Raw genomic sequence first — 25,666 nt, 5'->3', positions numbered from 1 at the left:
GCTTACGATGAAGCGACGTCTTTATCCCGCCCACACGCGATAGGTCCTGCCGAAGATGAGCTTCCACAGCACCGCTGCCCAGTTGGTCACTCTCGCCGCCGAGGGCGCAGAGCACGGCGGCAACCACAACAGCCTGAACCCCGCGGTCACCGGCGGCGGCGCCCTGATCATCCTGCTGCTCCTGCTGTGGATCACCACGCGCTTCAACCGCGACCGCTGAAACCCGACCGGTCCCCGGCGAGAAGCCGCAGGCCGGGCCGGTAGGGTCTGCACGCATGGGAGAGCACGACATGCCTACCGGTCCGGCGGAGGGCACCGTGAACGAGCCGGCTCGGAGCACGGCCGACCACGGCCCCGCCCGCACGGACCGGCGCAGGCTCGGCGTCATGGGCGGCACCTTCGACCCGATCCACCACGGACACCTCGTGGCGGCCAGTGAGGTCGCCGCCCGGTTCCAGCTGGACGAGGTGGTGTTCGTCCCCACCGGCCAGCCCTGGCAGAAGTCGCACCGCAACGTCTCCCCGGCCGAGGACCGCTATCTGATGACGGTCATCGCCACCGCCGAGAACCCGCAGTTCTCGGTCAGCCGCATCGACATCGACCGCGGCGGCCACACCTACACCGTGGACACGCTGCGCGACCTCAGCCTCCTCAACCCCGGCACCGACCTGTTCTTCATCACCGGCGCCGACGCCCTGGCCCAGCTGCTGACCTGGCGCGACTCCGAGGAACTCTTCTCCCTCGCCCACTTCGTCGGCGTCACCCGCCCCGGCCACCAGCTCACCGACGCCGGTCTGCCCGCGGGCGGGGTCTCCCTGGTCGAGGTGCCCGCGCTGGCCATCTCCTCCACCGAGTGCCGGGCGAGAGTCGCCAAGGGCGACCCCATCTGGTACATGGTCCCGGACGGCGTCGTCCGCTACATCGACAAGCGTGAGCTGTACCGCGGCGAGTGAGCCGAGAGGGGCACCGGTGAACGACCGATACGAAGCTGGGTACGGCGACGAGAGTCACGGAGGTGAGGACCAGTACGAGATCGTCGGCTACGACGACTACGGCCGCCCCGTGTACCAGCAGGTCCCGCCCCGCCACACGCCGCAGCAGCAGACCTACGACCCCTACGGGCAGCGACCGGACTACGCCCAGAGCGGCTACGACACCGGCCGCCAGCAGCCCGTACCCCCCGCCTACGACCCCTACGGGACCCAGGGCGCCCCCTACGACCCGTACGGGAACGGCGGCCAGGACCCCGCGCCCGGCTACGACCCCTACGGGCAGGCGGCGACCGGCGGACAGCAGCCGAGGGTCACCGAGCGGACCGCGCACATCCCGCAGCAGCCGCAACCCCCCGAGGACACGCGGAGCGAGGCACCCCCGGCCGCACCGGAGCGCCAAGAGGCGGGCGAGGGCGGGGAGTTCGCGTTCGCCGAGGAACCGGACGGCGACTCCGAGGACGTCATCGACTGGCTGAAGTTCACCGAGAACCGCACCGAGCGCCGCGAGGAGGCCCGCCGCCGAGCCCGCCGCCGGATCATCGCCCTCGGCGTCGTCCTCGCCCTCGTCGTGGCGGGCGGCGTCGGCTACCTCTGGTACGACGGCAAGCTGCCCGGAGTCTCCTCGCCCGGCGCCGGGACCGGCACCACCGTCGCCGCGGGCGCCCAGAAGCGCGACGTGATCGTGGTCCACCTGCACAACACCGGCAAGCGCGACACCTCCACCGTGCTGCTCGTCGACAACACCACCACCCAGCGCGGCACCACCGTCCTGCTCCCCAACTCCCTCGCGCTGAGCGACGATTCGGGCACCACCACCACGCTCGCCAAGTCCGTCGACGACGACGGCTCCTCCGGCACCCGCGACCAGCTCGACACCGTCCTCGGCACCGACATCCAGGGCACCTGGCGGCTGGACACCCCCTACCTCCAGAACCTCGTCGAGCTGGTCGGCAACATCGAGGTCGACACCGACACCGACGTGCCCGACCCCGACGCCAAGAAGAAGGGCGCCGCCCCGCTCGTCCACCAGGGCAAGGCGCAGACCCTCAGCGGGAAGACGGCCGTCGCCTACGCCACCTACCGGGGCCCCGGCGAGACCGAGAACGCCCAGCTCAAGCGGTTCGGCCAGGTCATGCAGAGCACGCTGCGCAAGCTGTCCTCCGACCCGTCCTCCGCGACGACCACCGTGCGGACCCTCGCGCAGATCCTCGACCCGCCGCTCACCGACAACGACCTCGGCACCTTCCTCGCCAAGCTGGCCGACCTCGCCAAGGAAGGGAAGTACCAGACGGTTCCGCTGCCGGTGCAGAACGACGGCACGCTGACCGCGGGGACCAGCGACAGCGTGGTCAAGAACATCCTGGGCGGCACCGCCAAGAGCCCCGACGCGGGCTCCGCGGTCCGGGTCGCCGTACAGAACGCCACCGGCGCCAAGGCCGACACCGACAAGGCCCGCGTGACCCTGCTCGGCGGCGGCTTCGGCTTCATCGAGGGCGGCACCGCCTCCGGCGCCCGCACCGCCTCCAAGGTTCTCTACTCCGACCCCGCCGACCGGCAGAACGCCACCGAGGTCGCCAAGACCCTGGGCCTGCCAGCGGGCTCCGTGGCCAAGGGCGCGGTCTCCTCCGGCGCCGACGTCCTCGTCGTCCTCGGCCAGGACTACCGGCCCGGCACCTCCTGACGGCACGCGGCACACCCCGGGTGAGCGCCGGAACACGTGGGGTGCGCCCGGCCGCCCGTGAGACCCTTGGAGTTCCGGTGCCTTCCGGAAAGCGCCCCGCGCCCGGCAGGCCGCCCCGAACTCTTCGCCATCACACCCCGTCCTCGAACGAAAGCCGCACAGTGACCGCCACCGACCGTTCTCTCGAACTCATCAACACCGCCGCCCAGGCGGCAGCCGACAAGCTCGCCCACGACGTCATCGCCTACGACGTCAGCGACGTGCTGTCGATCACGGACGCGTTCCTGCTGGCCTCCGCCCCGAACGACCGCCAGGTCCGGGCGATCGTCGACGAGATCGAGGAGCGCCTGCAGAAGGAGCTCGGCGCCAAGCCGGTGCGCCGCGAGGGCGACCGCGAGTCCCGCTGGATTCTCCTGGACTACGTCGACATCGTCGTCCACGTCCAGCACAGCGAGGAGCGCGTCTTCTACGCCCTGGAGCGCCTGTGGAAGGACTGCCCCGAGCTGGAGCTGCCCGAGGAGGCCCGCGCCACCCGCGGCAAGGCCGAGGAGCACGCCAAGCTGCACGCGGACGAGGCCGGTGACGAGCCCGGCCAGGAGCGCTGATGAGCGCCACCGGTGAGGTGACCGACCGCTCCGGCCGGGGCCGCCGCGTCATCCTGTGGCGGCACGGCCAGACCGCGTGGAACGTGGAGCGCCGCTTCCAGGGCACCACCGACGTGGAGCTGACCGGCACCGGCGTGGCGCAGGCCCGCCGGGCCGCCCGGCAGCTCGCCTCGCTGCGGCCGGACGCGATCATCGCCTCCGACCTCAAGCGCGCCTCGGACACGGCCGACGAGCTGGCCGCCCTCACCGGCCTGGACGTCGTCCGCGACGAGGCGCTGCGGGAGACCTACGCGGGTGTCTGGCAGGGCCTGACGCACGACGAGATCATCGCCAGGTTCGGGGACGACTACGCCGCCTGGAAGCGCGGCGAGCCGGTCCGGCGCGGCGGTGGCGAGCTGGAGACCGAGGTCGCCGACCGCGCCGCCCCCGTCGTGCTGCGGCACGCGGAGAAGCTGCCCGAGGACGGCACCCTCGTGGTGGTCAGCCACGGCGGCACCATCCGTACGACGATCGGCCGGCTGCTCGGCCTGGAGTCCCACCACTGGGAGAGCCTCGGCGGGCTGACCAACTGCTGCTGGTCCGTGCTCGGCGAGGGCGCCCGCGGCTGGCGGCTGCTGGAGCACAACGCGGGCACCCTGCCCGAGCCGGTCCTCGGCGACGACGACTGAGCCGATTTCACTTTCCGGCAGGTCACAGGCTAAAGTTCTTCTTGTTCGGCCCGCGGAGCGGGAAGAACGCGAGGGGCTATAGCTCAGTTGGTAGAGCGCCTGCATGGCATGCAGGAGGTCAGGAGTTCAATTCTCCTTAGCTCCACAGATCGACACTCGTACCGAGTGATCAGAGATCGGTGATGAAGATCCCGTCCCTTCGAGGGGCGGGATCTTCTGTTTCTCCCTGGCTTGAGTCGTTCACGTTCCATGGTCGTATACGTCTGTGAACGGGGTCGGGGCAGGGGTGACCGTGTCCGGACCGGTACTGAGGCGTCGCTGACCGTGCAGGCCCGGCCGTGGCAGAATCAGACGGCCGGAAGGGGGCTCGGCCCGACGGGAGGGAGTGGCGATGCCTGCGAGCATCCTTGGAGGTTCCGTGCGGGTGGCCTGCGGCCACAGCTGGAGCTGAGCGATGGGTGCACACAGGCGGAAGTGCGACTGGTGCGGGAGCGGCACCCCGATCGTCCGCGACATGGAGCCGATCAACCCCGACTACCAGTACTGGTGCGAGGAATGCGCCCGGGCGCTGATCATAAAAGGCGACCCCATCGAGACGTACCGCGAACTCGAGGGGGAGCCGATCTACGGACGGCTGCTGGAGGAGCACTGCACGCTCAAGCGGTTCTACTCCTTCGTCACGGCATAACGGACATTACGGAACCGATTTGGTGTTCCACCCCCGGGTCCGTGTAATGTTGGCATCGCCGCCGGGGAAACCGGGCGGAAAACAACAAGGGGCTATAGCTCAGTTGGTAGAGCGCCTGCATGGCATGCAGGAGGTCAGGAGTTCAATTCTCCTTAGCTCCACAGAAAACGAAGGCGGACCGTCGTAAAGACGGTCCGCCTTCGTCGTGTTGGCCATGCCGTATCAGCGACCGGGCGGGCCGTTCGTGAACGGCCCGCCCCTTCGCGTCAGCGGCCCAGTGCGCGCCGCCCACGGCCCTGGGAGACCACCGGGAGGTTCCGCGCGGGCGCCTGGCCGCGGGTGTCCTCCTCGATCCGCAGGGCGAGCGCCGGGCAGCGGCGTACCGCGCGCAGCGCCTTCGCCTCCGCGTAGCGCGGCACCTGGGCCTGGGCGACCGTCGGGAAGCCGTCCGCGCCCAGCTCGAAGACCTCCGGGAGGATGTCCGCGCACAGGCCGTGGCCCCGGCACAGCGTCCAGTCGACGTAGATCTTCTGGCGGCTGCCCCCGGCCTCCTCCGGTGCCGCGCCGCCCGTGATCCCGGCGGGCAGCCGGCCGCCCTCGAACAGCGGCAGCACGCCCTCCACAGGGCGTCCGCAGCCGTTGCCGAGGACATGGGCGGCCAGGTCGTCCGTGAACGCCTTGATGGTCGACTCCAGGAACATCGCCGAGCCGTCCGGGTGCGAACACGCCCCGCGCCGCTTCACGTTCTTGGCGACCTGCTTCAGCGCCTCCAGCGCGGCCGGGCCGCCGCCGTTGATGATGTCCTCCATGCCCCGCGCGGCGGCGGGCAGTCCGAGGTAGCACGGCCCGCACTGACCGGCGCTCTCGTCGGCCAGCCACTGCGCCACCCGCAGCGACTCGCCCAGCGGACACGTCTCCTGACTGATCGGCAGGATCGCGCCCGCGCCCAGCGCGCCGCCCACCGCGTCCAGGGAGTTGCGCGAGACGACCGCCTCGTTCACCGTCGCCGCGTCGATCCACTTGCCGTGGTAGCCGCCGGTCAGCACGCCCTGCGGTACCGGCGGGGCACCGGCCAGCTGCAGGATGTAGCGCAGCGGCACGCCCGTGGGGGCCTCGATCACCATCGGGCGGGCGACCGCGCCGGACACCGTCAGCATCACCGTGCCCGGCTCGTCGTACAGACCGGTGTTGCCGTAGCGCTCGGGGCCGATGCGGGCGGCGATGGCCAGCTGGGCGAAGGTCTCCGCGTTGGAGAGCAGGGTGGGCACTCCGCCGACGCCGCTCTGAGAGGCGCTGATCTTGCGGCCGGGTGGGATCGCCGGGCCGCCGTCCACCGAGCGGATCAGGGCGGCGGCGGCGCCCGTGACCATGCGCACCGGGTTGCGCTGCACCCAGGCGCGCAGGGCCGAGCGGCGGGAGTTGCTCAGGCCGCGCTCGGCGAGGGCCGCCTCCATGGAGCGCTGGGTGGACTCACGGGTCACCCCGATCACCAGGGTGCGCGCGCCCATCGCCTCGGCGCACAGCAGCGCGCCGTCCAGGATGAGGTGCGGGGCACGGTTGATCAGGACCGTGTCCTTGCGGCAGGCGGGTTCGTCCTCGCTGCCGTTGACGACGACGACGGGCCGCACACCCTTCTTGATCGCCGATTCGGCGACCGAGCGGAGTTTCTTGTGGAAGGGGAAGCCCGCGCCGCCGCGGCCCTTCAGGTTGATGCTCTCGGAGAGCTGCGCGAGCTGCTCACCGCCGAGCGGCTCGAGCGGCCCGTGCACCTTCAGATGCATGGGCAGATCGAGCCGCTCCACAAGGTCGAAACCCGACGTGAGCTGGGGAAGTCCGACCACGCGGACTTCGGGGACGTCGGGCAGGGCCTCGTTCACCTATGGCCTCCGGAAGGCGTGTTCCAGGGCTCGCCCGAACCCGGCGCGTCATAGCCTGCGCCGGGGGTCGCTTCAGGGGCGGGACCGCTGTTGAACGTTTCGGAGGAGTTGTACGTCCCGTAGCGGGCGTTCGTCTCACCGGTGTTGTACACATCACTTCCGCCGTATCCGCCGGTGCCCGGATTGCCATAGGCGGGGATGTTGTATCCGGTGTCCTGGAGCGGGTCGTAGGAGGACGGCGGGGCCTCGCGGACCGGGGGCGGGGACGGCACCGGCCAGCTGGGGCCGGGACCGGGGCCGGTGGTGTTCATCCGGGGCATCGCCTCGGTGGGCCGCGTGTCCGCGGGGGTGTCCCGGCGTCCGCCCTGGCCGCCGAACTGCTGCTGCCCCGGCCCGTTCGCCGTGCGGTAGGCGGCGGCGAAGCCCGCGGTGGTGTCCGCGGCCGGGGACTGGTAGAGCGGGCCGGACGGGGTCTCGGGGGCGCGGCGGGGCTCGCGCCGGTTGTCGAAGCCCGGCTCGGACATCCGGTTGCGGCTGGCCTCCAGGCGGTCCAGGTCGAGGCGCTCGCCGCCCCCGAGGACACCGATCAGGCGGTCGGCGAGGTTGCGCTTGACCGGGCGCGGCGCGGCGCGCAGCGCGAGGCCGGCCATGACGCCGAGCAGCGAGAGGCCGTAGAGGATCACGAAGATCGGCTTGGCCTGGCGGCCCGCGTAGAGGCCGTGCACCAGGGCCGCGCACCACGCCGGGTAGGCGAGCATGTGCATCGCGCGCCAGCGGGCGGCGACGGGGGCCGGGGCGGCGAAGTTGCTGCGCAGGGCGCCGGTGACGCCGACGAAGACCATCAGCAGCCCGGCCAGGGAGCCCAGGCCGATCAGACCGCCGCTGCCGGTGACGCCGAGGGAGAAGGGGATCAGGGCCGCGATCAGCTGGGTGTGGTCCAGCACGATCTTGGTGGTGATGTGCAGCAGCAGGAACGCGATCGACGCGACGGACATCGTCCGGTGGATCGCCTGGCCGATGATCCGCTGGCGGGTGTTCAGCAGGACCCGGTCCTGGGCGACCAGGCCCCAGATGACCGAGCAGCTCAGTGAGACGAGGGACAGCACGCCCGCGCCGAAGTTCAGGAACTCCTGGAACTGGCTGCTTCCCACCAGCACGACCACGGGTATGAGCAGCAGGAAGACAGCGGACGCCACCCCATAGGCCGACCGGCCGGGCTTGGGGAGCGAGCTGTTACTACGACGAGGGTTCATGGGGGCAACTCCGAGCAGTTTCGGGAAGGCGGTCCCGCTGCCGAACTCTAGGTGGAGCCATACCGATCAGTACGAGGTTTGAGTTATTGCGTTGTTATCAAAGGACGAATCACCTGCGGCGTCGTCCCTTAGTGACTGTTACGCGAAGTAATCCTTGACCCGGATTCAGATCTGGCGGCCGTACGGACATGTCTCACCTGCATACGCACGCGCGTCGCGGCTTGCTCAAGGGCTGCGGTACCCTAACGCCATGCGTGCTGTACGCCTTCTGCTTAGCGAGCCGCGCTGATCAGTACCGACCACCGGTCGCACCGGACGGTCGGCATCGGCGCGGCGTCCCCTCCTGTGTGAGGGGCTTTTTCGTTTCCGCGGGCAGATCTCCGCGGGCAGAGACGATCGATGGAGCTTTGAGGATCATGAGCGAGACGAACCCCGCCGCCACCGCTGCCGCGTCGGCGGAGGCCGCGCCGCACCGCTACACGGCCGCCCTGGCCGCCGAGATCGAAGCACGCTGGCAGGACTTCTGGGACGTCGACGGCACCTACGACGCGCCGAACCCCACCGGTGACCTGGCGGACGACGCCACGCTGGCGGCGAAGCCCAAGAAGTTCATCATGGACATGTTCCCCTACCCCTCCGGCGCGGGCCTGCACGTCGGCCACCCGCTGGGGTACATCGCCACCGACGTCTACGCCCGCTTCCAGCGCATGACCGGGCACAACGTCCTGCACACCCTGGGCTTCGACGCCTTCGGCCTGCCCGCCGAGCAGTACGCGGTGCAGACCGGCACGCACCCCCGCGTGTCCACCGAGGCCAACATGGAGAACATGAAGGCCCAGCTGCGCAGGCTGGGTCTGGGCCACGACAAGCGCCGGTCGTTCGCCACGATCGACCCGGAGTACTACAAGTGGACCCAGTGGATCTTCGTCCAGATCTTCAACTCCTGGTACGACGACAAGGCCGGCAAGGCCCGCCCGATCTCCGAGCTGGTCGCCCTCTTCGAGTCCGGTGAACGCCCCGTACCGGGCCACACGCGCGCGTGGAGCGAGCTGACCGCCGCCGAGCGCGCCGACGTCCTGGGCGAGTTCCGCCTGGCCTACGCCTCCGACGCACCGGTCAACTGGTGCCCCGGCCTGGGCACCGTGCTGGCCAACGAGGAGGTCACCTCCGACGGCCGCTCCGAGCGCGGCAACTACCCGGTCTTCAAGGCCAAGCTGCGCCAGTGGAACATGCGCATCACCGCCTACGCCGACCGCCTGCTGGACGACCTGGACGGGCTGGACTGGCCCGACGCCATCAAGCTGCAGCAGCGCAACTGGATCGGCCGCAGCGAGGGCGCCCGCGTCGACTTCCCCGTCGACGGCGAGCGCATCACCGTCTTCACCACCCGCCCCGACACCCTGTTCGGCGCGACCTACATGGTGCTGGCCCCGGAACACCCGCTGGTGGAGAAGTTCACCCCCGAGGCGTGGCCCGAGGGCACCCACGACGCGTGGACCGGCGGACACGCCACCCCGGCCGAGGCCGTCGCCGCCTACCGCGCGCAGGCCGCCGCCAAGTCCGACGTGGAGCGCCAGGCCGAGGCCAAGGACAAGACCGGCGTCTTCACCGGTGTGTTCGCGGTCAACCCGGTCAACGGCGAGCAGGTCCCGGTCTTCATCGCCGACTACGTCCTGATGGGCTACGGCACCGGCGCGATCATGGCCGTCCCCGCCCACGACACGCGTGACTTCGCGTTCGCCCGCGCCTTCGAGCTGCCGATCCGCTGCGTGGTCGAGCCGACCGACGGCCGCGGCACCGACACCTCCACGTGGGACGACGCCTTCTCCTCCTACGAGGCGAAGCTGGTCAACTCCGCGGGCGAGTCCGTCACCCTGGACGGCCTGGCCGTCCCCGAGGCCAAGGCCCGCATCACCGACTGGCTGACCGAGGCCGGGATCGGCGAGGGCACCGTCAACTTCCGCCTGCGCGACTGGCTGTTCAGCCGGCAGCGCTACTGGGGCGAGCCCTTCCCGATCGTCTACGACGAGGACGGCATCGCCCACTCCCTGCCCGAGTCGATGCTGCCGCTGGAGCTGCCCGAGGTCGAGGACTACAGCCCGCGCACCTTCGAGCCCGACGACGCCGACACCCAGCCCGAGACCCCGCTCTCCCGCAACGACGAGTGGGTCCACGTCACCCTGGACCTGGGCGACGGGCGTGGTCCCCGCAAGTACCGCCGCGAGACCAACACCATGCCCAACTGGGCCGGTTCCTGCTGGTACGAGTTCCGCTACCTGGACCCGCACAACGACCGCGAGCTGGTCGACCCCGCCGTCGAGCAGTACTGGATGGGCCCCCGCGAGGGCATGCCGCACGGCGGTGTCGACCTGTACGTCGGCGGCGCCGAACACGCCGTGCTGCACCTGCTGTACGCCCGCTTCTGGTCCAAGGTCCTCTTCGACCTGGGACACGTCTCGTCCGCCGAGCCGTTCCACAAGCTGTACAACCAGGGCATGATCCAGGCGTACGTCTACCGCGACAGCCGGGGCATCGCCGTCCCGGCCGCCGAGGTCGAGGAGCGCGACGGCGCCTTCTGGTACCAGGGCGAGCAGGTCTCCCGGCTGCTGGGCAAGATGGGCAAGTCCCTGAAGAACGCCGTCACCCCGGACGAGATCTCCGCCGAGTACGGCGCCGACACCCTGCGCCTGTACGAGATGGCGATGGGCCCCCTGGACGTCTCCCGTCCCTGGGACACCCGCGCGGTCGTCGGCCAGTTCCGGCTGCTGCAGCGGCTGTGGCGCAACATCGTCGACGAGGCGAGCGGTGAGGTCACCGTCACCGACGCCGAGCCCGGCGAGGACACGCTGCGCGCCCTGCACAAGGCGATCGACGGCGTCGGCCAGGACCTGGAAGGCCTGCGCTTCAACACCGCCATCGCCAAGCTCACCGAGCTGAACAACCACCTGACCAAGGCGTACGGCAGCGCCGGTGTGCTGCCCCGCACGGTCGCCGAACCGCTGGTCCTGATGATCGCGCCGCTGGCCCCCCACATCGCCGAGGAGCTGTGGCGCAAGCTGGGCCGCACCGACTCCGTCGTCCACCAGGACTTCCCGGTCGCGGACCCGCAGTACCTGGTCGACGACACCGTCACCTGCGTCGTGCAGATCAAGGGCAAGGTCAAGGCCCGCCTGGAGGTGCCGCCGGGCATCTCCGACGAGGAGCTGGAGAAGGCCGCGCTGGGCGACGAGAAGGTCGTCGCCGCGCTGGGCGGCGCGCCGATCCGCAAGGTGATCGTGCGGGCGCCGAAGCTGGTGAACATCGTCAGCGGCTGAGAGCTTGTGCCGCGCTGAGCACCCGGTGCCTCGGGTGCCGGTCCGGGTATCGGGGTGATCCCCTACGGGCAGGTTCCGGGTTCCGATGGAACCCGGGGCCTGCCCGCTGCGTTTACCGTGTAGAGCGAGGCGGCTCGCGGCCGCGCCCGGAGGAGGAACGCGTCATGGAAGCAGTGATCACCGTGTTCGCCGTGCTCTTCGTGCTGCTCGTCGTGCTTGGCACCTACGCCACGGTGAAGGCGGTCGGCGCCGCCAAGCGCAGCGTGGACCGCACCATCGCCCAGGGCCGCCGCACCGTCGAGGACCACACCCTGCGCGCCAAGTCGCTCACCCGCCCCGGCCCCGCCGGAGAGATCGCCCAGCTCCGGCTCACCCTGCGCACCTCGATGCGCGCCACCCAGGACGCCCTGCACACGGGCCCGGCCGAGGACGCCTCCCTCAAGGAATCCCTCGGCCTCTTCGAACGCCTCAGCGTGCACGGCCGCGAGCTGGACGTCGTCCTCAAGCACCTGGAGTCCGAGCCGGACCGCGCCACCCTCACCGCCCGCCTGCCCGAGCTGCGCACCCGCACCGAGCGCATCACCGCCTCCGCCGACTCCCTGCGCTGGGCCGCCCGCGACCGCGCGAGCCGCTTCGCCGAGGACGACCTCGACGCCCTCAGCAGCCAGATTGACATCGAGGCGGGCGCCCTGCGCCACTGGACCACCGCCACGGCGCCGCCGACCGCTGCCCCCTGGCCCGAGGCCCCGGCGGCCGACGAAGGGGCGGCCCACCGGCAGACCTGGCCCCGGGAACCGGAAGGCCGGCCCGAACCGGAAGGGCGGCCCGCCATCACGTCGCCCGCCGCCCGGCCCGCCTACCCCTGGCAGAAGAAGCCGCGCCCGGAGAGCACCGCCTGACCGTCGGCGCCCTCCTCCGGGGCTGGGCTGCCGTGCGGGCACTACGGCAGGTAACCTCCAGCTCATGTCCCGCCATGTCGCTATCGTCACCGATTCAACGGCCTACTTGCCGCCGGGGCTGATGGAGCGCCACGGCATCACCTCGGTCCCGCTGACCGTGGTCCTCGGCGACCAGGCGCTCGAAGAGGGCACCGAGATCTCCACCCGCTCCCTGGCCCAGGCCCTCCAGAAGCGGCGCGCGGTCACCACCTCCCGTCCCAGCCCGGAGGAGTTCGCGCGCACCTACCGCGAGGTCGCGGACACGGGCGCCGACGGAATCGTCTCCCTGCACCTGTCCGCCGAGCTGTCCGGCACCTACGACGCGGCCGTGCTCGCCGCCCGCGAGGCACCGGTACCGGTCCGGGTCGTCGACACCGGCATGGTCGCCATGGCCCTCGGCTTCTGCGCCCTGTCCGCCGCCGAGGCCGCGGAGGCGGACGGCACGGTGGACGAGGCGGTGGCCGCCGCCGAGAAACGGGCCGCGGGCACCTCCGCCCACTTCTACGTCGACACCCTCGACTACCTCCGCCGGGGCGGCCGCATCGGCACCGCCCAGGCCCTGTTGGGCTCCGCCCTCGCCGTCAAACCCCTGCTCCGGCTCGAGAGCGGGCGCATCGAGCTGCTGGAGAAGGTGCGCACGGCGTCGAAGGCGATCGCCCGGCTGGAGGAGATTGTGGTCGAGCGGGCGGGTGCGGCGGAGGTGGATATCGCCGTCCACCATCTGTCCGCGCCGGAGCGGGCCGGGGTGCTGGCGGATCGGTTGCGTGAACGGGTTGCTGGGCTGGCGGAGTTGCATGTCAGCGAGGTGGGGGCGGTGATCGGGGCGCATACGGGGCCTGGGTTGTTGGGGGTTGTGGTTTCGCCTCGGTGAGGGGGCCTGCGGCGCTTGGGGGGTCGGCGGCGTTCGGTGACGTTCGGTGGGGCGGCGGCGTTCGATGGGTCGGCGTTCGGTGGGGCGGGCGTGGCTCGTGTGGGTGACGGAGTTATCCACAACCGGGGGCTTTTCCACGGTAATTGAGCAAGATCCACTTTCTTTGGCGAGGTGTCCCATTCTCGGGTCATGACACTTCGATCACTGACTCGTGCGGCCACTCCGACCAGCGGTCCCGGCAGGGGACCTTCCTCCGACAGCCGTGTGCGGTACCGGCGTCCCACCGAGCGTGTGCGGGGCCGGCATCGGGCGCCGGTGCCGGGGGAGGAGGTGCGGCGGCGGGCCGGGCAGTTGTTCGGCGAGGCTCCGGGGGAGTCGGGGAGCGGGCCGCCGGGGGGATTGGACGCGGGGGTTCGGGGTGCGCGGGTTCTCGGGACGGGTGGTCTGAGGGCGGGGGCGCTGGGTGCGGGGGCCCGCGGTGTGGGTGCGCTGGGTGCGGGGGCTCAGGGGAGCGAGGGCCTACTCGTCGATTCCGGCCCGTGGGCGCGGGTCGTGCTCGCGCTGCGGGACCGGGTGCCGATGTGGGTACAGGCGCGGTGCGGGGTGGAGCGTCGGGGGGTGCTGGCGCTCGGGGTGGTGCTGCTGCTGGCCGCCGTGCTCGCCGGTCAGCATTTCTGGAGCGGTCGCACCGAGAAGGTGAGTGCGCCTCAGGTGGTGCGGGAGGCTCCGGTGCGGGTGAAGGGGCCGGAGGTGCCGGGGGCCGGTGGCGGTTCCGTCGCGGTGACGGGGGCGCCGGGTGCGCAGATCGTGGTGGATGTCAGCGGCAAGGTGCGTGATCCGGGGATTCGTCGGCTGCCGTCGGGGTCGCGGGTGGCGGACGCGCTGAAGGCGGCTGGGGGAGTGCGGCCAGGGGTGCGGGCGGAGGGGCTGAACCGGGCGCGGTTCCTGGTTGACGGGGAGCAGATCGTGGTGGGGGCATCAGGGGTGCCGGGTGCTGTCGCGGGTCCCGCTCCGGCCGGGGCGGCCTCCTCGGCGCCGGTCTCACTGGGCACGGCGACGGTCGAACAGCTCGACACCCTGCCCGGTGTGGGCCCGGTGCTGGCCCAGCGCATCATCGACTACCGCACCCAGCACGGCGGTTTCCGCTCGGTGGACGAGCTGCGCCAGGTGGACGGCATCGGCGACCGGCGCTTCTCGGACCTCCGGGCGCGGGTGGGGCCGTGACGGCCGAGCACGACCCCCGCTGGAAGGGCGACTCCCACCCCCGGCAAGAGGGCCCGCTCGACCTGCGGCTCGTACCACCCGCGCTCGCCGCGTGGGCGACGGCGGCGCTGGTGCTGGACGTTCCGTTGGCGTGGAGCCTCGGGCTCGCGAGTGCTTGCCTCGTCGCCGGGGTCATCCTGCTCCGGGGCCCGGTCCGGCTCCGGCTCGGCTGGCAGCGCACCCCGGTGGCGGCGGTACTGCTCTGCGTCGCCGCGTCCGCCGTCTCGGCGGGGCTGCACGGGGCGGACGTACGGCGCGGGCCGGTGCCGGAGGCGGCGCGGAGGTTCGGGACCGTGGTGGCCGAGGTGGAGCTGACCGGCGACCCGTGGCTGAGCAAGCCCCGGGTGCGGGGGGACCACGCGGCGCCGGTGGGGGTGTTGGTGCGGGGCGAGGTGCGGTGGGTGGGGGAGGAGGGGGTGGGGGGAGGGGAGGGGGCCCTCCTCACCCGAAGTCCCGTACTCCTCGTCGTGGACGCGGACGTACCGGCGCCCGGAGCACACCGCGCCGGAGCCGCTGCACGTGCCGGCTGGCTCCGCCTCCTCCCCTCCACCCGACTCCGCCTGACCGGCAGACTCGCACCGCCCACGACAGCCGGTGACCGTACCGCCGCCGTCCTGCGCGTACGGAGCTGGCCGCCACCGGAGACCGTGTCCGGGCCGACCCCTCCCCAACGCCTGGCGGGCCGCCTCCGAGCCGGGCTCCGCGAGGCAACCGAAGAACTCCCCCTGGACGCAAGAGCACTGCTCCCGGGCCTGGTCGTCGGAGACACCTCCCGCATCACCCCCGACCTGGACGACGCCTTCAAGGCGACCGACCTCGCGCACACCCTGGCCGTCTCCGGCAGCAACCTCACCATCCTGCTGGCTCTGCTCATCGGCCCACCGGGCACGGCGGGCCTCGCCGAACGCCGGGGCGTCGCGCCCGTCCTGGGCCTGTCCCTGCGCACCACGGCCCTGCTCGCTGGAGCCCTGACCGTGGCGTTCGTGATCGTGTGCCGCCCCGACCCCAGCGTGCTGCGCGCGGCGGCGTGCGGCGCGGTCGCCCTGCTGGCCCTGGCGACCGGCCGCCGCAGATCCCTCCTACCGGCGCTGGCCACGGCCGTACTCCTGCTCGTCCTGTACGACCCCTGGCTGAGCCGGAGTTACGGCTTCGTCCTCTCGGTACTGGCGACCGGCGCGCTGCTCCTCCTGGCGCCGCGCTGGAGCGAGGCCCTGCGCAGTCGCGGCGTGCCCGCCCGGCTTGCGGAGGGGCTGGCGGCGGCCGCGGCGGCCCAAGCGGCGTGCGCGCCGGTCGTGGCGGTGCTGTCGGCCCGGGTGAGCCTGGTGGCGGTGCCGTGCAACCTGCTGGTGGAGCTGGCCGTGGCCCCCGCGACCGTACTGGGCTTCGCGACGCTGGCGGCGGCACCGGCGTCGATGCCGTTGGCCAAGGCGCTGGCCTGGTGCGCGGGTTGGCCCGCCGGGTGGATCGCCACCGTGGCCCGTACCGGCGCGGCCCAGCCCGGAGCGGGCGTGGACTGGCTGGGCAGTTGGCCGGGGGCGCTGCTACTGGCCGCCGTCACCGTGGCCCTCGTCCTGGCCGGACGGCGCGTGATCCGGCACCCGTGGTGGTGCGGGGCGCTGGCCCTGCTCCTCCTGCTGGTGGTCGTACGCCCCGCCCCGCTGACCCGCGCGGTCACCGGCTGGCCCCCGCCCGACTGGCGCTACGCCGTGTGCGACGTCGGCCAGGGCGACGCCACCGTACTGTCCGCGGGACCCGGCGCAGCTGTCGTCGTGGACGTCGGACCCGACCCGGCACCGGTCGACCGCTGCCTGCGCGAACTAGGCATCACCCGCATCCCCCTAGTGGTCTTGACCCACTTCCACGCCGACCACGTAGGAGGGCTCCCCGGAGTCCTGAGAGGCCGTTCGGTAGCCGCGATCGAGACCACGACGTTCCCCGAACCCGCCGACCAGGCCGAGTCGGTACGCCGGGAGGCCGCCGCCCGCCACATCCCCCTCACCACGGCAGCAGCCGGGGAGGAACGCCGAGTCGGCCCCCTCACCTGGCGCGTCCTGTGGCCACAGGCCGATGCCCTGATCCCCCCGGACGGCCCGAACGATGCCAGCATCACCCTCCTGGTCCGCACAGCGGGCCTCCGCCTGCTGCTCCTGGGCGACCTCGAACCCCCGGCCCAACACGAGCTGCTCCGCACCCCGCAGGCAGCCGACCTCGCCCACGTGGACGTCCTCAAGGTCGCCCATCACGGCTCGGCCTACCAGGACCCCGACCTCCTCCGCCTGACCGCCCCTCGCGTAGCCCTCATCTCCTGCGGCACCGACAACCCATACGGCCACCCGGCCCCCACCACCCTGGCCGCCCTCCGCTCCACCGGAGCGACGGTGCTGCGCACGGACCGGGACGGTGCGCTCGCCCTGACCGGCACGGGCGGACCGCACGGCGGAATGAAGGTGATGCGGGACTGAACACCGCCCTGCCCGGCCGGCCTCAGGTGATGCTGTGCGGAGGCGACGTGATCACGGTCAGCCTCTCGGGGTCCTCAGCCACCCAGGTCGGCCCACCGCCCGCGTGAGGCCGAAGGATGTACCGGGACCCGTGCTGGACATCGAGCTGATGGCCGGCTCACCGATTCCGGGGCGGATGCGTTCCCTCCTCGGCGATTACTACCGGGACTTGATCACTCTTGCGCCCCACGCTGCTGTCGCCCGAGAGTGGGGGGACCGATACCGCACCGAATGGAGCCGAGTTTGAACCCGCCCGAGCTGGTGATCCGGCACTTCGCCCACGAGGACGTCCCGCGGATTCGCCAGGACCTGATCGATGTACACCGTGACGCGTACGCCAACGCCATGAATGACGAGTTCAACCAGCGCTTCCCCTGGTTCGTGGATCACTGGGGCGGCAATCCCGACTTCGCCTGTGTGATCGCGTTCGACGGGGACGAGCCGGTGGCCTTCGCCTACGGGGCTCCGGCGACGGCAGACCGCGAGTGGTGGCGCGAGCACCTGGACGAGGTACCGGAGAGGCACCTCACGTTCTCTTACTCCGAGCTGGCCGTCCGTATGTCGCACCGCAAGACCGGCACGGCGGAGCTGGTTACGAGGGCTCTCCTGGAGGACCGGGACGAGGACCTCGCCGTCCTCCTGGTCGACGTCACCCACCCACGCGTGCAGTCCCTGTACGAGAACTGGGGCTTCAGCAAGGTCGGCGAGCGCCAGCCCTTCCCGGACTCCCCGGTCTACGCCGTCATGCTGGCCGAGCTGCCCCTGAAGTAAGCCTGGCCAGTGGATGGCCGTCGCCTTCCAAGGCCCGTTCGGCTCTCGTCGCTCTCACCGGCACCGGTGGACCACACGCCGAGATGAAGGTGACGCGGGACCAACCCCGCCCCGCCCACCACACTGGCCCCATGAACCCCACCCCCACCGATGCCTACCTCCAACGCCTAGGCACAGAACGCCCCGCCCGCCCCATCACCGAGGCCCTGCGGGACCTGCACCTCCGCCACCTCCGGACGGTCCCCTTCGAGAACCTGTCCATCCACCTCGGCGAGCCCGTCGTCCTGGAGGAGGAAGCGCTGCTCGACAAGGTGACGAAAAGCCACCGGGGAGGCTTCTGCTACGAACTCAACGGCGCTTTCGCCCTGTTGCTCACCGCGCTCGGCTACGACGTCCAGCTCCTCGCAGGCCGGGTCCACGGGGACGAGGGACGGCTCGGTATCCCGTACGACCATCTCGCCCTGCGGGTGAGGACGGTGGACGGCGGGGACCTGATCGCCGACGTGGGCTTCGGGGCGCACAGCCACGGTCCGCTGGACTTCGGTGAGCGCGGGGACCAGGCCGACCCCGGTGGAACGTTCCGGGTGGTGGAGGTGGGTGACGGGGACCTGGACGTGCTCCGGGACGGCAGACCGCAGTACCGGCTGGAGACGCGGCCCCGCACTCTCCCGGACTTCCGCGCCGGAGCCTGGTGGCACTCGACCTCGCCGGAGTCGCACTTCACCCGGTCCCTGGTGTGCTCGCGGATCACGGCAGACGGCGGGCGGATCACGCTCAGCGGGCGGACGTTGACGACCACGGACGCCGACGGGCGGAAGACGGTGCGCGAGCTGGGCGCGGACGAGGAGGTGCTCGCGGTGTACGGGGACGAGTTCGGCATCGGGCTGAGCGCGGTACCCACCGTGCGCGACTTCGGCGTGGGCGGCCAATTCGGGTGACTTCCGGCGCATGGGCCGTACTCCCGTGATGTGGGCCCGTTTTGCTCGAAAGCCGCATCGGTGATCGAATGACTCTTCGGCAGACGCAGGATGTCGAGGCGCGCGCAGAGGCGCACGGAGACGCACGGGAGTGGCGTACATGTTCGGCCGGTGGCTGGAGAAACGAACGGACCGGGTCCACCGGACGAGCCCACTGGCGGCGCTCCGTACCCCGGCCGACGCGGGGGTGCTGAGCTGCCGGGTGCTCGATCCGGTCAACCAGCCGGTCGCCTCGGCGGAGTTCAGCATCAGCGACAGCATGGGCCGCAAGGTCGTCACCGGCGGCACCGACCCCTACGGCTCCTTCATGGCGACGGTCCCGGCCGGCGAGTACCGGCTCGCGGTGTCCGCCGAGGGGTACACGCCGTACCGGGCCACGGCCATGGTCGCGGAGAACTCCCTCGCCTCGCTCGGTGACGTGACCCTCCAGGTCGCGCCGCCCACCGAGCCCCCGATGCGCGGTGACTGGGACATCGACCCGGTCCACTCCTCCATCGTCTTCACCGCCCGGCACATCGGACTGGCCCGTATCCACGGGCGGTTCAACGCGTTCGCGGGCGCGGTACGGATCTCCGACCGGGTCGCGAACTCGGCGATGCACGTGGTGATCGACGCCTCCTCCATCGACACCGGGGTCCGGATGCGCGACGACCACCTGCGCTCGCCCGACTTCCTGGACGTGGGGCGATACCCGACGCTGGAGTTCTACAGCGAGCGGTTCGTCCGCCGGGGCGGCAACCGCTGGGCCGTCACCGGCGGGCTCTCGCTGCACGGCGTGACCCGCACCGTCACCCTCGACACCGAGTACCTCGGCCTCGGCACCGGGATGGAGGGCGAGACCCGCGCCGCCTGCCGCGCCACCACCGAACTCCACCGCGACGACTACACGATCAACTGGCAGACCCTGCTGGCCCGTGGCATCGCGGCGATCGGCCCGAGCATCCGGGTCGACCTGGACGTGCAGATCGTCCCCAGGGTGTGAGCGCCCGCCCGGCCGCTCGGGCTGTCGCGCCGTGCCGGAGAATGGCCGCGTGAGCGATGTGAGACATGTGCTGGTGCTGCCCGACCGTGACGCCGCCGAGGAGGCCGCCGAGGCGCTCCGGGCACGGTTCGGCGTGGACGAGGAGCCCCGGCTCGTACGGGACGCGCTGGCCGGTGAGGACGACGCCGAGGACGCCCAGTGGCTGGTGCTCCTGCACGACGAGGCGGAGCGGCTGGACCCCGCCGAACTGGACGCCTTCGCGGGGGAGTGGGAGGGCTGGCGCGAGGAGCCGTGAGCCCCCGCCCGCACTCCCCGCACATGCGCCCCTCACGCCCCCGACCTCTCTCTCAGGGTCCGCTCAGGGATCAGCCAGGGTGCCTGCCCCGCTTGGTTGTCGGTGCCGCGTGGGATGCTGTCAGTGATGGCAAGAAAGACTGCGAATGACGACCCTCTCGCCCCGGTGACCCTTGCCGTGGGCCAGGAGGACCTCCTGCTCGACCGTGCCGTGCGGGAGGTGGTGGCCGCCGCCCGCGCCGCCGACGCCGACACGGACGTACGCGACCTCACCCCGGACCAGTTGCAGCCCGGCACCCTCGCCGAGCTGACCAGTCCCTCGCTCTTCTCCGAGCGCAAAGTCGTGGTCGTACGCAATGCACAGGATCTCTCTGCCGACACGGTCAAGGACGTCAAGGCGTACCTCGGGTCGCCCGCCGAGGAGATCACGCTCGTCCTGCTGCACGCGGGTGGTGCTAAGGGCAAGGGCCTGCTGGACGCGGCCAGGAAGGTGGGCGCCCGCGAGGTGGCCTGCCCGAAGATGACCAAGCCCGCCGACCGGCTGGCGTTCGTGAGAGGGGAGTTCCGGGAGTTCGGGCGGTCCGCGACGCCCGAGGCGTGCCAGACACTGGTCGACGCGATCGGCAGCGACCTGCGCGAACTGGCCTCGGCCGTGGCCCAGCTCGTGGCCGACGTCGAGGGCACGATCGACGAGGCCGTGGTCGGCCGGTACTACACCGGGCGGGCCGAGGCATCGAGCTTCACCGTCGCCGACCGGGCGGTGGAGGGGCGTACGGCGGAGGCGCTGGAGGCGCTGCGCTGGTCGCTGTCGACCGGGGTGGCACCGGTGCTGATCACCAGCGCGCTGGCCCAGGGCGTGCGGGCCATCGGCAAGCTGTCCTCGGCGCGGGGCGGGCGTCCGGCCGACCTCGCCCGTGAGCTGGGCATGCCGCCGTGGAAGATCGACCGGGTCCGGCAGCAGATGCGGGGCTGGACCCCGGAGGGGGTGTCCGTGGCGCTGCGCGCGGTCGCAGAGGCCGACGCGGGCGTGAAGGGCGGCGGTGACGACCCCGAGTACGCGCTGGAGAAGGCGGTCGTGACCATCGCCAGGGCGGCCCGCTCCCGAGGACGCGCGTAACGAGGAGGCAGCGGGCCTGAGCTTCACCACCCAGGCCCGCACCCAGCCCGCTCGGGCACCCACCCCCAGGCATGCCGAAGGCCCCGGCGCCCTCCCTGGGAAGGAAGGGCACCGGGGCCTCGGGACCAAGATGCTGAAGCCACACCCGCGTGGCGAACGCAGGCCGCGTGTGGCTTCGGGGTGCCGGACGGGAGCGGAGAGAGAGGGCCCGCTCTGGGTCCTTCCGGCGGTCAGATCAGAAGGAGGTTCAGCCCTTGAGGTCCGCGACCTTGGCCGAGAGCGCCGACTTCTTGTTGGCGGCCTGGTTCTTGTGGATGACGCCCTTCGAGACGGCCTTGTCGAGCTGACGCGCGGCAGCGCGCTGGTACTCGGTGGCCTTCTCGACGTCACCCGCGGCAGCGGCCTCGCGGGCCTTGCGGATCGCGGTCTTCAGGGAGGACTTGACGGCCTTGTTGCGCAGCCGAGCCTTCTCGTTGGTCTTGATCCGCTTGATCTGGGACTTGATGTTCGCCACGAAAGGAGCCTTTACAGGTTCAGGCACGGGCCCGCGAAGGGTCCCGTACCGGTGATCCAGAAATTTATCGTCGCGCCTCGCGCTGAGAGGGCATGAGGCACAGCGCTCTACAGTACCAGCGGCCCCGACGGCGGCCCAAAACGCTCCCCGGTCGCTCTCCGTGGGACCATGGAGTCTACGTATCGATCCGACCCGAGGCACAAGGCGCCTCAAGAGACAGGACCCTGCGTGCCCGCGATCCCTAACAATGTGCCCGAGCCGAGCCGTACCGCCCCGGCTCTGATCCGCAACTTCTGCATCATCGCGCACATCGACCACGGCAAGTCCACGCTCGCCGACCGGATGCTCCAGCTGACCGGTGTCGTCGAGCAGCGGCAGATGCGTGCTCAGTACCTCGACCGCATGGACATCGAGCGCGAGCGCGGCATCACGATCAAGTCCCAGGCGGTGCGTCTGCCCTGGGCCCCCACCGAGGGCCCCGACCAGGGCACGACGCACATCCTGAACATGATCGACACGCCGGGCCACGTCGACTTCACCTATGAGGTCTCGCGGTCGCTGGCCGCCTGCGAGGGGACCGTCCTCCTCGTCGACGCCGCGCAGGGCATCGAGGCGCAGACCCTCGCCAACCTGTACCTGGCGATGGAGAACGACCTCAAGATCATCCCGGTGCTGAACAAGATCGACCTGCCGGCCGCCCAGCCGGAGAAGTTCGCCGAGGAGCTGGCGAACCTGATCGGCTGCGACCCCGACGACGTGCTCAAGGTCTCCGCGAAGACCGGCCTCGGTGTCGACGCGCTGCTGAACAAGGTCGTGAAGGAGATCCCGGCCCCGGTCGGCAACGCGGACGCCCCCGCCCGCGCGATGATCTTCGACTCGGTCTACGACTCCTACCGGGGCGTCGTGACGTACGTCCGTGTCATCGACGGGCAGCTCAGCAAGCGTGAGCGCATCCGGATGATGTCCACCGGCGCCACCCACGAGCTGCTGGAGATCGGCGTCAGCTCGCCCGAGATGCTCCCGGCCGACGGTCTCGGCGTCGGCGAGGTGGGCTACCTGATCACCGGTGTGAAGGACGTCCGCCAGTCCAAGGTCGGTGACACCGTCACCAGCCAGGCCAAGGGCGCGACCGAGGCGCTCGGCGGCTACAAGGACCCGAAGCCGATGGTCTTCTCGGGCCTGTATCCGCTGGACGGCTCGGACTACCCGGAGCTGCGCGAGGCGCTGGACAAGCTCCAGCTCAACGACGCCGCCCTGGTCTACGAGCCGGAGACCTCCGCCGCCCTCGGCTTCGGCTTCCGCGTCGGCTTCCTCGGCCTGCTGCACCTGGACGTGATCCGGGAGCGGCTGGAGCGCGAGTTCGGCCTCGACCTCATCGCCACCGCGCCGAACGTGGTCTACCGCGTGGTCATGGAGGACGGCACCGAGCACACGGTGACCAACCCGAGCGAGTTCCCCGAGGGCAAGATCGCGGATGTGTACGAGCCGGTCGTGCGCGCCACGATCCTCGCGCCGTCCGAGTTCATCGGCTCGATCATGGAGCTGTGCCAGACCCGGCGCGGCACCCTGCTCGGCATGGACTACCTCTCCGAGGACCGGGTCGAGATCCGCTACACGCTGCCGCTCGCGGAGATCGTCTTCGACTTCTTCGACCAGCTGAAGTCCAAGACCCGCGGCTACGCCTCCCTGGACTACGAGCCCACCGGCGAGCAGGCGTCCAGCCTGGTCAAGGTCGACATCCTGCTGCACGGCGACAAGGTGGACGCCTTCTCGGCGGTCACCCACAAGGACCAGGCGTACGCCTACGGGGTCCGGCTCGTCGCCAAGCTGCGCGAGCTGATCCCGCGGCAGGCGTTCGAGGTGCCGATCCAGGCCGCCATCGGTTCGCGGGTCATCGCCCGCGAGACCATCCGCGCCATCCGCAAGGACGTCCTCGCCAAGTGCTACGGCGGTGACATCTCCCGTAAGCGGAAGCTGCTGGAGAAGCAGAAGGAGGGCAAGAAGCGGATGAAGATGGTGGGTTCCGTGGAGGTTCCCCAGGAGGCGTTCATCGCGGTGCTCTCCAGCGACGACAGCGGCGGAAGCTCCGGCAAGGGCAAGAAGTAGCCCGCGATCGCGCCGAGTTGTCGGAGCGAACCGGGCAAAGTGGGGCCCGTCGTACATGTGTACGGCGGGCCCGCGCTCGTACGGGGGGCGGTCCGGGGGCGGATCTCGATGGGGTTCCGGTGTGAAGTCACAGGCCGTGGCCTCTTACGCGGTGGCCGGTCGCCCCTTACCCTGATGCCTGCTCGCTAGTTACTCGCGGGTTAAACAACAGCTTCGAACCAGTGAGTCCACCCAGCCGCACCGAGTCAGCCGCACCGTCGCGGGCCCCGGAGGATGTCGTGAGCGACACACAGACCCTGATCGAGAACCGTCCGCCGTCCGTGGCGGCCCTCTTCCTGGAGCGCGTGGCGGCCACACCGGACGCCGAGGCATACCGGTACCCGGTCCCGGCGGCCTCCGGTGAGGGCCCCGACGAGTGGCGGTCGCTGACCTGGGGCCAGGCGGCGGAGCGGGTGTACGCGATCGCGGCCGGTCTGATCGAGCTGGGGATCGAGTCCGAGCAGCGGGTGGCGCTCGCCTCCTCGACCCGGGTCGAGTGGATTCTGGCCGACCTCGGCATCATGTGCGCGGGTGGCGCCACCACCACGGTCTATCCGCAGACCAACGCCGACGAGTCGTCGTTCATCCTGTCCGACTCCGAGAGCCGGGTGCTGATCGCCGAGGACGCGGCCCAGGTCGCCAAGGCGGTGGAGCGGCGCGCGGAGCTGCCCGCGCTGACCAAGGTCGTCGTCATCGACCCCGAGGGCGCCGAGACCGGTGACTGGGTGATCACCCTCGCCGAACTGGAGAAGCGCGGCAACGCCTACCTGGAGCAGCACCCCGAGCTGATCAAGGAGCGGGTCGGCGCGATCACCCGCGACCAGCTCGCCACCCTCATCTACACCTCGGGCACCACCGGCCGCCCCAAGGGTGTGCGCCTGCCGCACGACAACTGGGCGTACATGGCGCGGGCCACCGCCTCGACCGACCTGATCTCCGCCGACGACGTGCAGTACCTCTGGCTGCCCCTCGCCCATGTCTTCGGCAAGGTGCTCACCTCCGGCCAGATCGAGGTCGGCCACGTCACCGCGGTCGACGGCCGGGTGGACAAGATCATCGAGAATCTGCCGGTGGTCCGGCCGACCTACATGGCCGCCGTGCCGCGCATCTTCGAGAAGGTCTACAACGGCGTGGCCGCCAAGGCCCGCGAGGGCGGCGCGGCCAAGTACAAGATCTTCCAGTGGGCCGCCGAGGTGGCCCGCGACTACGCCAAGGCGTCCCAGGACAGCTTCCGCCGCACCGGCACCGCTTCCGTGCCGTTCGCGCTGGCCGCCAAGCACAAGGCCGCCGACGCCCTGGTCTACGGCAAGCTGCGCGAGGCGTTCGGCGGCAACCTGCGCGCCTGCGTCTCCGGCGCCTCCGCCCTCGCCCCCGAGATCGGCTACTTCTTCTCCGGCGCGGGCATCCACATCCTCGAGGGGTACGGCCTCACGGAGACCTCCGCCGCCTCCTTCGTGAACCCCGGTGAGGCGTACCGCACCGGCACGGTCGGCAAGCCGCTGCCCGGCTGCGAGGTGCGCATCGCGGACGACGGCGAGATCCTGCTGCGCGGCCCCGGCGTCATGGACGGCTACCACCAGCAGCCCGAGAAGACCGCCGAGGTGCTGGAGTCCGACGGCTGGTTCCACACCGGCGACATCGGCGAGCTGTCCGCCGACGGCTATCTGCGCATCACCGACCGCAAGAAGGACCTGATCAAGACCTCGGGCGGCAAGTACGTGGCGCCCGCCGAGGTCGAGGGCCAGTTCAAGGCGGTCTGCCCCTTCGTCTCCAACATCCTGGTGCACGGCGCCGACCGGAACTACTGCACCGCCCTCATCGCCCTCGACGAGCCCACGATCCTCCAGTGGGCCGCCGACAACGGCCTGGAGGGCAAGTCGTACGCCGAGGTGGTGGCCGCGCCGCAGACCGTCGAGCTGGTCGACGGCTTCGTGAAGGAGCTCAACCAGGGGCTCCAGCGCTGGCAGACCATCAAGAAGTTCCGGCTGCTGCCGCGCGACCTCGACGTCGAGCACGGGGAGATCACGCCCAGCCTGAAGCTGAAGCGGCCCGTGGTCGAGCGGGAGTACAAGGGCCTGATCGACGAGATGTACAACGGGGCCCGCGAGGCGTGAGGAGCACCCGCCGGGGTGGTTTTTCGGCCGCCCCGGCGGGTTCGCTTTCGGCCATGACCGGATTTGACCGCCTTCTGGCCAGGCGGTAGCCGAGTTCGTCG

At 71.1% G+C, this 25,666-nt stretch carries 21 protein-coding genes and 2 tRNA genes; 20 read left to right on the top strand and 3 right to left on the bottom strand.

Going from position 1 to position 25,666, the window contains the following annotated elements; translation table 11 throughout:
• Positions 1-55 precede the first annotated feature (55 nt).
• From ACIPPM_RS10760 to ACIPPM_RS10725, 8 genes are all read left to right on the top strand, one after another.
• Entirely contained in the window at positions 56-220 is a 165-nt protein-coding gene (locus ACIPPM_RS10760; RefSeq protein ID WP_401445604.1) for a hypothetical protein, read from the top strand.
• Positions 221-275: 55 nt separating this feature from the next.
• Positions 276-953: a nicotinate-nucleotide adenylyltransferase gene (gene nadD / locus ACIPPM_RS10755; RefSeq protein ID WP_401445601.1), complete on the top strand. Its 678-nt coding sequence runs from the start codon at positions 276-278 to the stop codon at positions 951-953.
• A gap of 16 nt (positions 954-969) precedes the next feature.
• The gene (locus tag ACIPPM_RS10750; RefSeq protein WP_401445598.1) at positions 970-2,673 is read left to right on the top strand and encodes a LytR C-terminal domain-containing protein; all 1,704 of its coding nucleotides are present in this window, start codon (positions 970-972) and stop codon (positions 2,671-2,673) included.
• 161 nt (positions 2,674-2,834) lie between these two features.
• Positions 2,835-3,278 carry a ribosome silencing factor gene (gene rsfS / locus ACIPPM_RS10745; RefSeq protein ID WP_031183654.1) on the top strand — a complete coding sequence of 148 codons (444 nt, stop codon included), beginning with the start codon at positions 2,835-2,837 and terminating at the stop codon, positions 3,276-3,278.
• Complete coding sequence (locus ACIPPM_RS10740) at positions 3,278-3,946, top strand: histidine phosphatase family protein (RefSeq protein ID WP_401445595.1); 669 nt, start codon at positions 3,278-3,280, stop codon at positions 3,944-3,946. The genes rsfS and ACIPPM_RS10740 overlap by 1 nt, the downstream gene beginning before the upstream one ends.
• Before the next feature lie 72 nt (positions 3,947-4,018).
• Positions 4,019-4,091, top strand: a tRNA-Ala gene (locus ACIPPM_RS10735).
• A 309-nt stretch (positions 4,092-4,400) separates the two neighbouring features.
• Positions 4,401-4,634 (top strand): hypothetical protein, encoded by a 234-nt coding sequence (locus ACIPPM_RS10730; protein ID WP_006136074.1) that lies wholly within the window; start codon positions 4,401-4,403, stop codon positions 4,632-4,634.
• Positions 4,635-4,722: 88 nt separating this feature from the next.
• Positions 4,723-4,795: transfer RNA gene (locus tag ACIPPM_RS10725), tRNA-Ala, on the top strand.
• A gap of 105 nt (positions 4,796-4,900) precedes the next feature.
• On the opposite strand, the gene ACIPPM_RS10720 is transcribed toward ACIPPM_RS10725, so the two are convergent.
• Both ACIPPM_RS10720 and ACIPPM_RS10715 read right to left on the bottom strand, forming a co-directional pair.
• Positions 4,901-6,511 (bottom strand): NADH-ubiquinone oxidoreductase-F iron-sulfur binding region domain-containing protein, encoded by a 1,611-nt coding sequence (locus tag ACIPPM_RS10720; RefSeq protein ID WP_401445592.1) that lies wholly within the window; start codon positions 6,509-6,511, stop codon positions 4,901-4,903.
• Positions 6,508-7,764 (bottom strand): cytochrome b/b6 domain-containing protein, encoded by a 1,257-nt coding sequence (locus ACIPPM_RS10715; protein ID WP_401445589.1) that lies wholly within the window; start codon positions 7,762-7,764, stop codon positions 6,508-6,510. Before ACIPPM_RS10715 ends, ACIPPM_RS10720 begins: the two co-directional genes overlap by 4 nt.
• Positions 7,765-8,180: 416 nt before the next feature.
• Between ACIPPM_RS10715 and leuS the strand changes: the two genes are divergently transcribed.
• The 10 genes from leuS to holA all read left to right on the top strand — a co-directional run bounded on the left by leuS (position 8,181) and on the right by holA (position 20,792).
• On the top strand, positions 8,181-11,078 hold the full coding sequence (gene leuS / locus ACIPPM_RS10710; protein ID WP_401445586.1) for a leucine--tRNA ligase: 2,898 nt from the start codon (positions 8,181-8,183) through the stop codon (positions 11,076-11,078).
• Between the two features lie 164 nt (positions 11,079-11,242).
• On the top strand, positions 11,243-11,977 hold the full coding sequence (locus tag ACIPPM_RS10705; RefSeq protein ID WP_401445583.1) for a hypothetical protein: 735 nt from the start codon (positions 11,243-11,245) through the stop codon (positions 11,975-11,977).
• Positions 11,978-12,041: 64 nt separating this feature from the next.
• A complete protein-coding gene (locus ACIPPM_RS10700) occupies positions 12,042-12,887 on the top strand; it encodes a DegV family protein (protein ID WP_401445580.1) in 846 nt (281 codons plus the stop codon).
• A 552-nt stretch (positions 12,888-13,439) separates the two neighbouring features.
• Positions 13,440-14,111, top strand: a complete 672-nt coding sequence (locus ACIPPM_RS10695) for a helix-hairpin-helix domain-containing protein (RefSeq protein WP_401445577.1) — start codon at positions 13,440-13,442, stop codon at positions 14,109-14,111.
• A complete protein-coding gene (locus ACIPPM_RS10690; RefSeq protein ID WP_401445575.1) occupies positions 14,108-16,612 on the top strand; it encodes a ComEC/Rec2 family competence protein in 2,505 nt (834 codons plus the stop codon). Before ACIPPM_RS10695 ends, ACIPPM_RS10690 begins: the two co-directional genes overlap by 4 nt.
• Positions 16,613-16,882: 270 nt before the next feature.
• On the top strand, positions 16,883-17,422 hold the full coding sequence (locus ACIPPM_RS10685) for a GNAT family N-acetyltransferase (protein ID WP_401445572.1): 540 nt from the start codon (positions 16,883-16,885) through the stop codon (positions 17,420-17,422).
• A 131-nt stretch (positions 17,423-17,553) separates the two neighbouring features.
• Positions 17,554-18,360 carry an arylamine N-acetyltransferase gene (locus tag ACIPPM_RS10680; protein ID WP_401445569.1) on the top strand — a complete coding sequence of 269 codons (807 nt, stop codon included), beginning with the start codon at positions 17,554-17,556 and terminating at the stop codon, positions 18,358-18,360.
• A gap of 139 nt (positions 18,361-18,499) precedes the next feature.
• Positions 18,500-19,381, top strand: a complete 882-nt coding sequence (locus tag ACIPPM_RS10675) for a YceI family protein (protein WP_401446431.1) — start codon at positions 18,500-18,502, stop codon at positions 19,379-19,381.
• A gap of 49 nt (positions 19,382-19,430) precedes the next feature.
• Positions 19,431-19,676 carry a hypothetical protein gene (locus ACIPPM_RS10670; protein WP_388993515.1) on the top strand — a complete coding sequence of 82 codons (246 nt, stop codon included), beginning with the start codon at positions 19,431-19,433 and terminating at the stop codon, positions 19,674-19,676.
• A 126-nt stretch (positions 19,677-19,802) separates the two neighbouring features.
• The gene (holA, locus tag ACIPPM_RS10665) at positions 19,803-20,792 is read left to right on the top strand and encodes a DNA polymerase III subunit delta (RefSeq protein ID WP_393598529.1); all 990 of its coding nucleotides are present in this window, start codon (positions 19,803-19,805) and stop codon (positions 20,790-20,792) included.
• A gap of 247 nt (positions 20,793-21,039) precedes the next feature.
• Here holA and rpsT read toward each other — a convergent pair whose 3' ends face one another.
• On the bottom strand, positions 21,040-21,306 hold the full coding sequence (gene rpsT, locus ACIPPM_RS10660; RefSeq protein WP_030814907.1) for a 30S ribosomal protein S20: 267 nt from the start codon (positions 21,304-21,306) through the stop codon (positions 21,040-21,042).
• A gap of 228 nt (positions 21,307-21,534) precedes the next feature.
• Here rpsT and lepA point away from each other — a divergent pair, with 228 nt between their 5' ends.
• Entirely contained in the window at positions 21,535-23,412 is a 1,878-nt protein-coding gene (gene lepA, locus ACIPPM_RS10655; protein ID WP_401445566.1) for a translation elongation factor 4, read from the top strand.
• 278 nt (positions 23,413-23,690) lie between these two features.
• Positions 23,691-25,565: an AMP-dependent synthetase/ligase gene (locus ACIPPM_RS10650; RefSeq protein ID WP_401445564.1), complete on the top strand. Its 1,875-nt coding sequence runs from the start codon at positions 23,691-23,693 to the stop codon at positions 25,563-25,565.
• The last annotated feature ends 101 nt before the right edge of the window (positions 25,566-25,666 follow it).

The sequence above is a fragment of the Streptomyces sp. NPDC090119 genome (assembly GCF_044747085.1).
Taxonomy (GTDB): Bacteria; Actinomycetota; Actinomycetes; order Streptomycetales; family Streptomycetaceae; genus Streptomyces.
Note: the sequence above shows the minus strand (reverse complement) of the source record. Positions and strands in the feature narration are given on the sequence as shown.

What these genes read in the sequence shown, in the direction of transcription:
- ACIPPM_RS10760 (WP_401445604.1), top strand. Translation starts at nt 56, where the DNA reads ATGAGCTTCCACAGCACCGCTGCCCAGTTGGTCACTCTCGCCGCCGAG.
- nadD (WP_401445601.1), top strand. Translation starts at nt 276, where the DNA reads ATGGGAGAGCACGACATGCCTACCGGTCCGGCGGAGGGCACCGTGAAC.
- ACIPPM_RS10740 (WP_401445595.1), top strand. Translation starts at nt 3,278, where the DNA reads ATGAGCGCCACCGGTGAGGTGACCGACCGCTCCGGCCGGGGCCGCCGC.
- ACIPPM_RS10730 (WP_006136074.1), top strand. Translation starts at nt 4,401, where the DNA reads ATGGGTGCACACAGGCGGAAGTGCGACTGGTGCGGGAGCGGCACCCCG.
- ACIPPM_RS10715 (WP_401445589.1), bottom strand. Translation starts at nt 7,764, where the DNA reads ATGAACCCTCGTCGTAGTAACAGCTCGCTCCCCAAGCCCGGCCGGTCG.
- leuS (WP_401445586.1), top strand. Translation starts at nt 8,181, where the DNA reads ATGAGCGAGACGAACCCCGCCGCCACCGCTGCCGCGTCGGCGGAGGCC.
- ACIPPM_RS10705 (WP_401445583.1), top strand. Translation starts at nt 11,243, where the DNA reads ATGGAAGCAGTGATCACCGTGTTCGCCGTGCTCTTCGTGCTGCTCGTC.
- ACIPPM_RS10700 (WP_401445580.1), top strand. Translation starts at nt 12,042, where the DNA reads ATGTCCCGCCATGTCGCTATCGTCACCGATTCAACGGCCTACTTGCCG.
- ACIPPM_RS10685 (WP_401445572.1), top strand. Translation starts at nt 16,883, where the DNA reads ATGGAGCCGAGTTTGAACCCGCCCGAGCTGGTGATCCGGCACTTCGCC.
- ACIPPM_RS10680 (WP_401445569.1), top strand. Translation starts at nt 17,554, where the DNA reads ATGAACCCCACCCCCACCGATGCCTACCTCCAACGCCTAGGCACAGAA.
- ACIPPM_RS10675 (WP_401446431.1), top strand. Translation starts at nt 18,500, where the DNA reads ATGTTCGGCCGGTGGCTGGAGAAACGAACGGACCGGGTCCACCGGACG.
- holA (WP_393598529.1), top strand. Translation starts at nt 19,803, where the DNA reads ATGGCAAGAAAGACTGCGAATGACGACCCTCTCGCCCCGGTGACCCTT.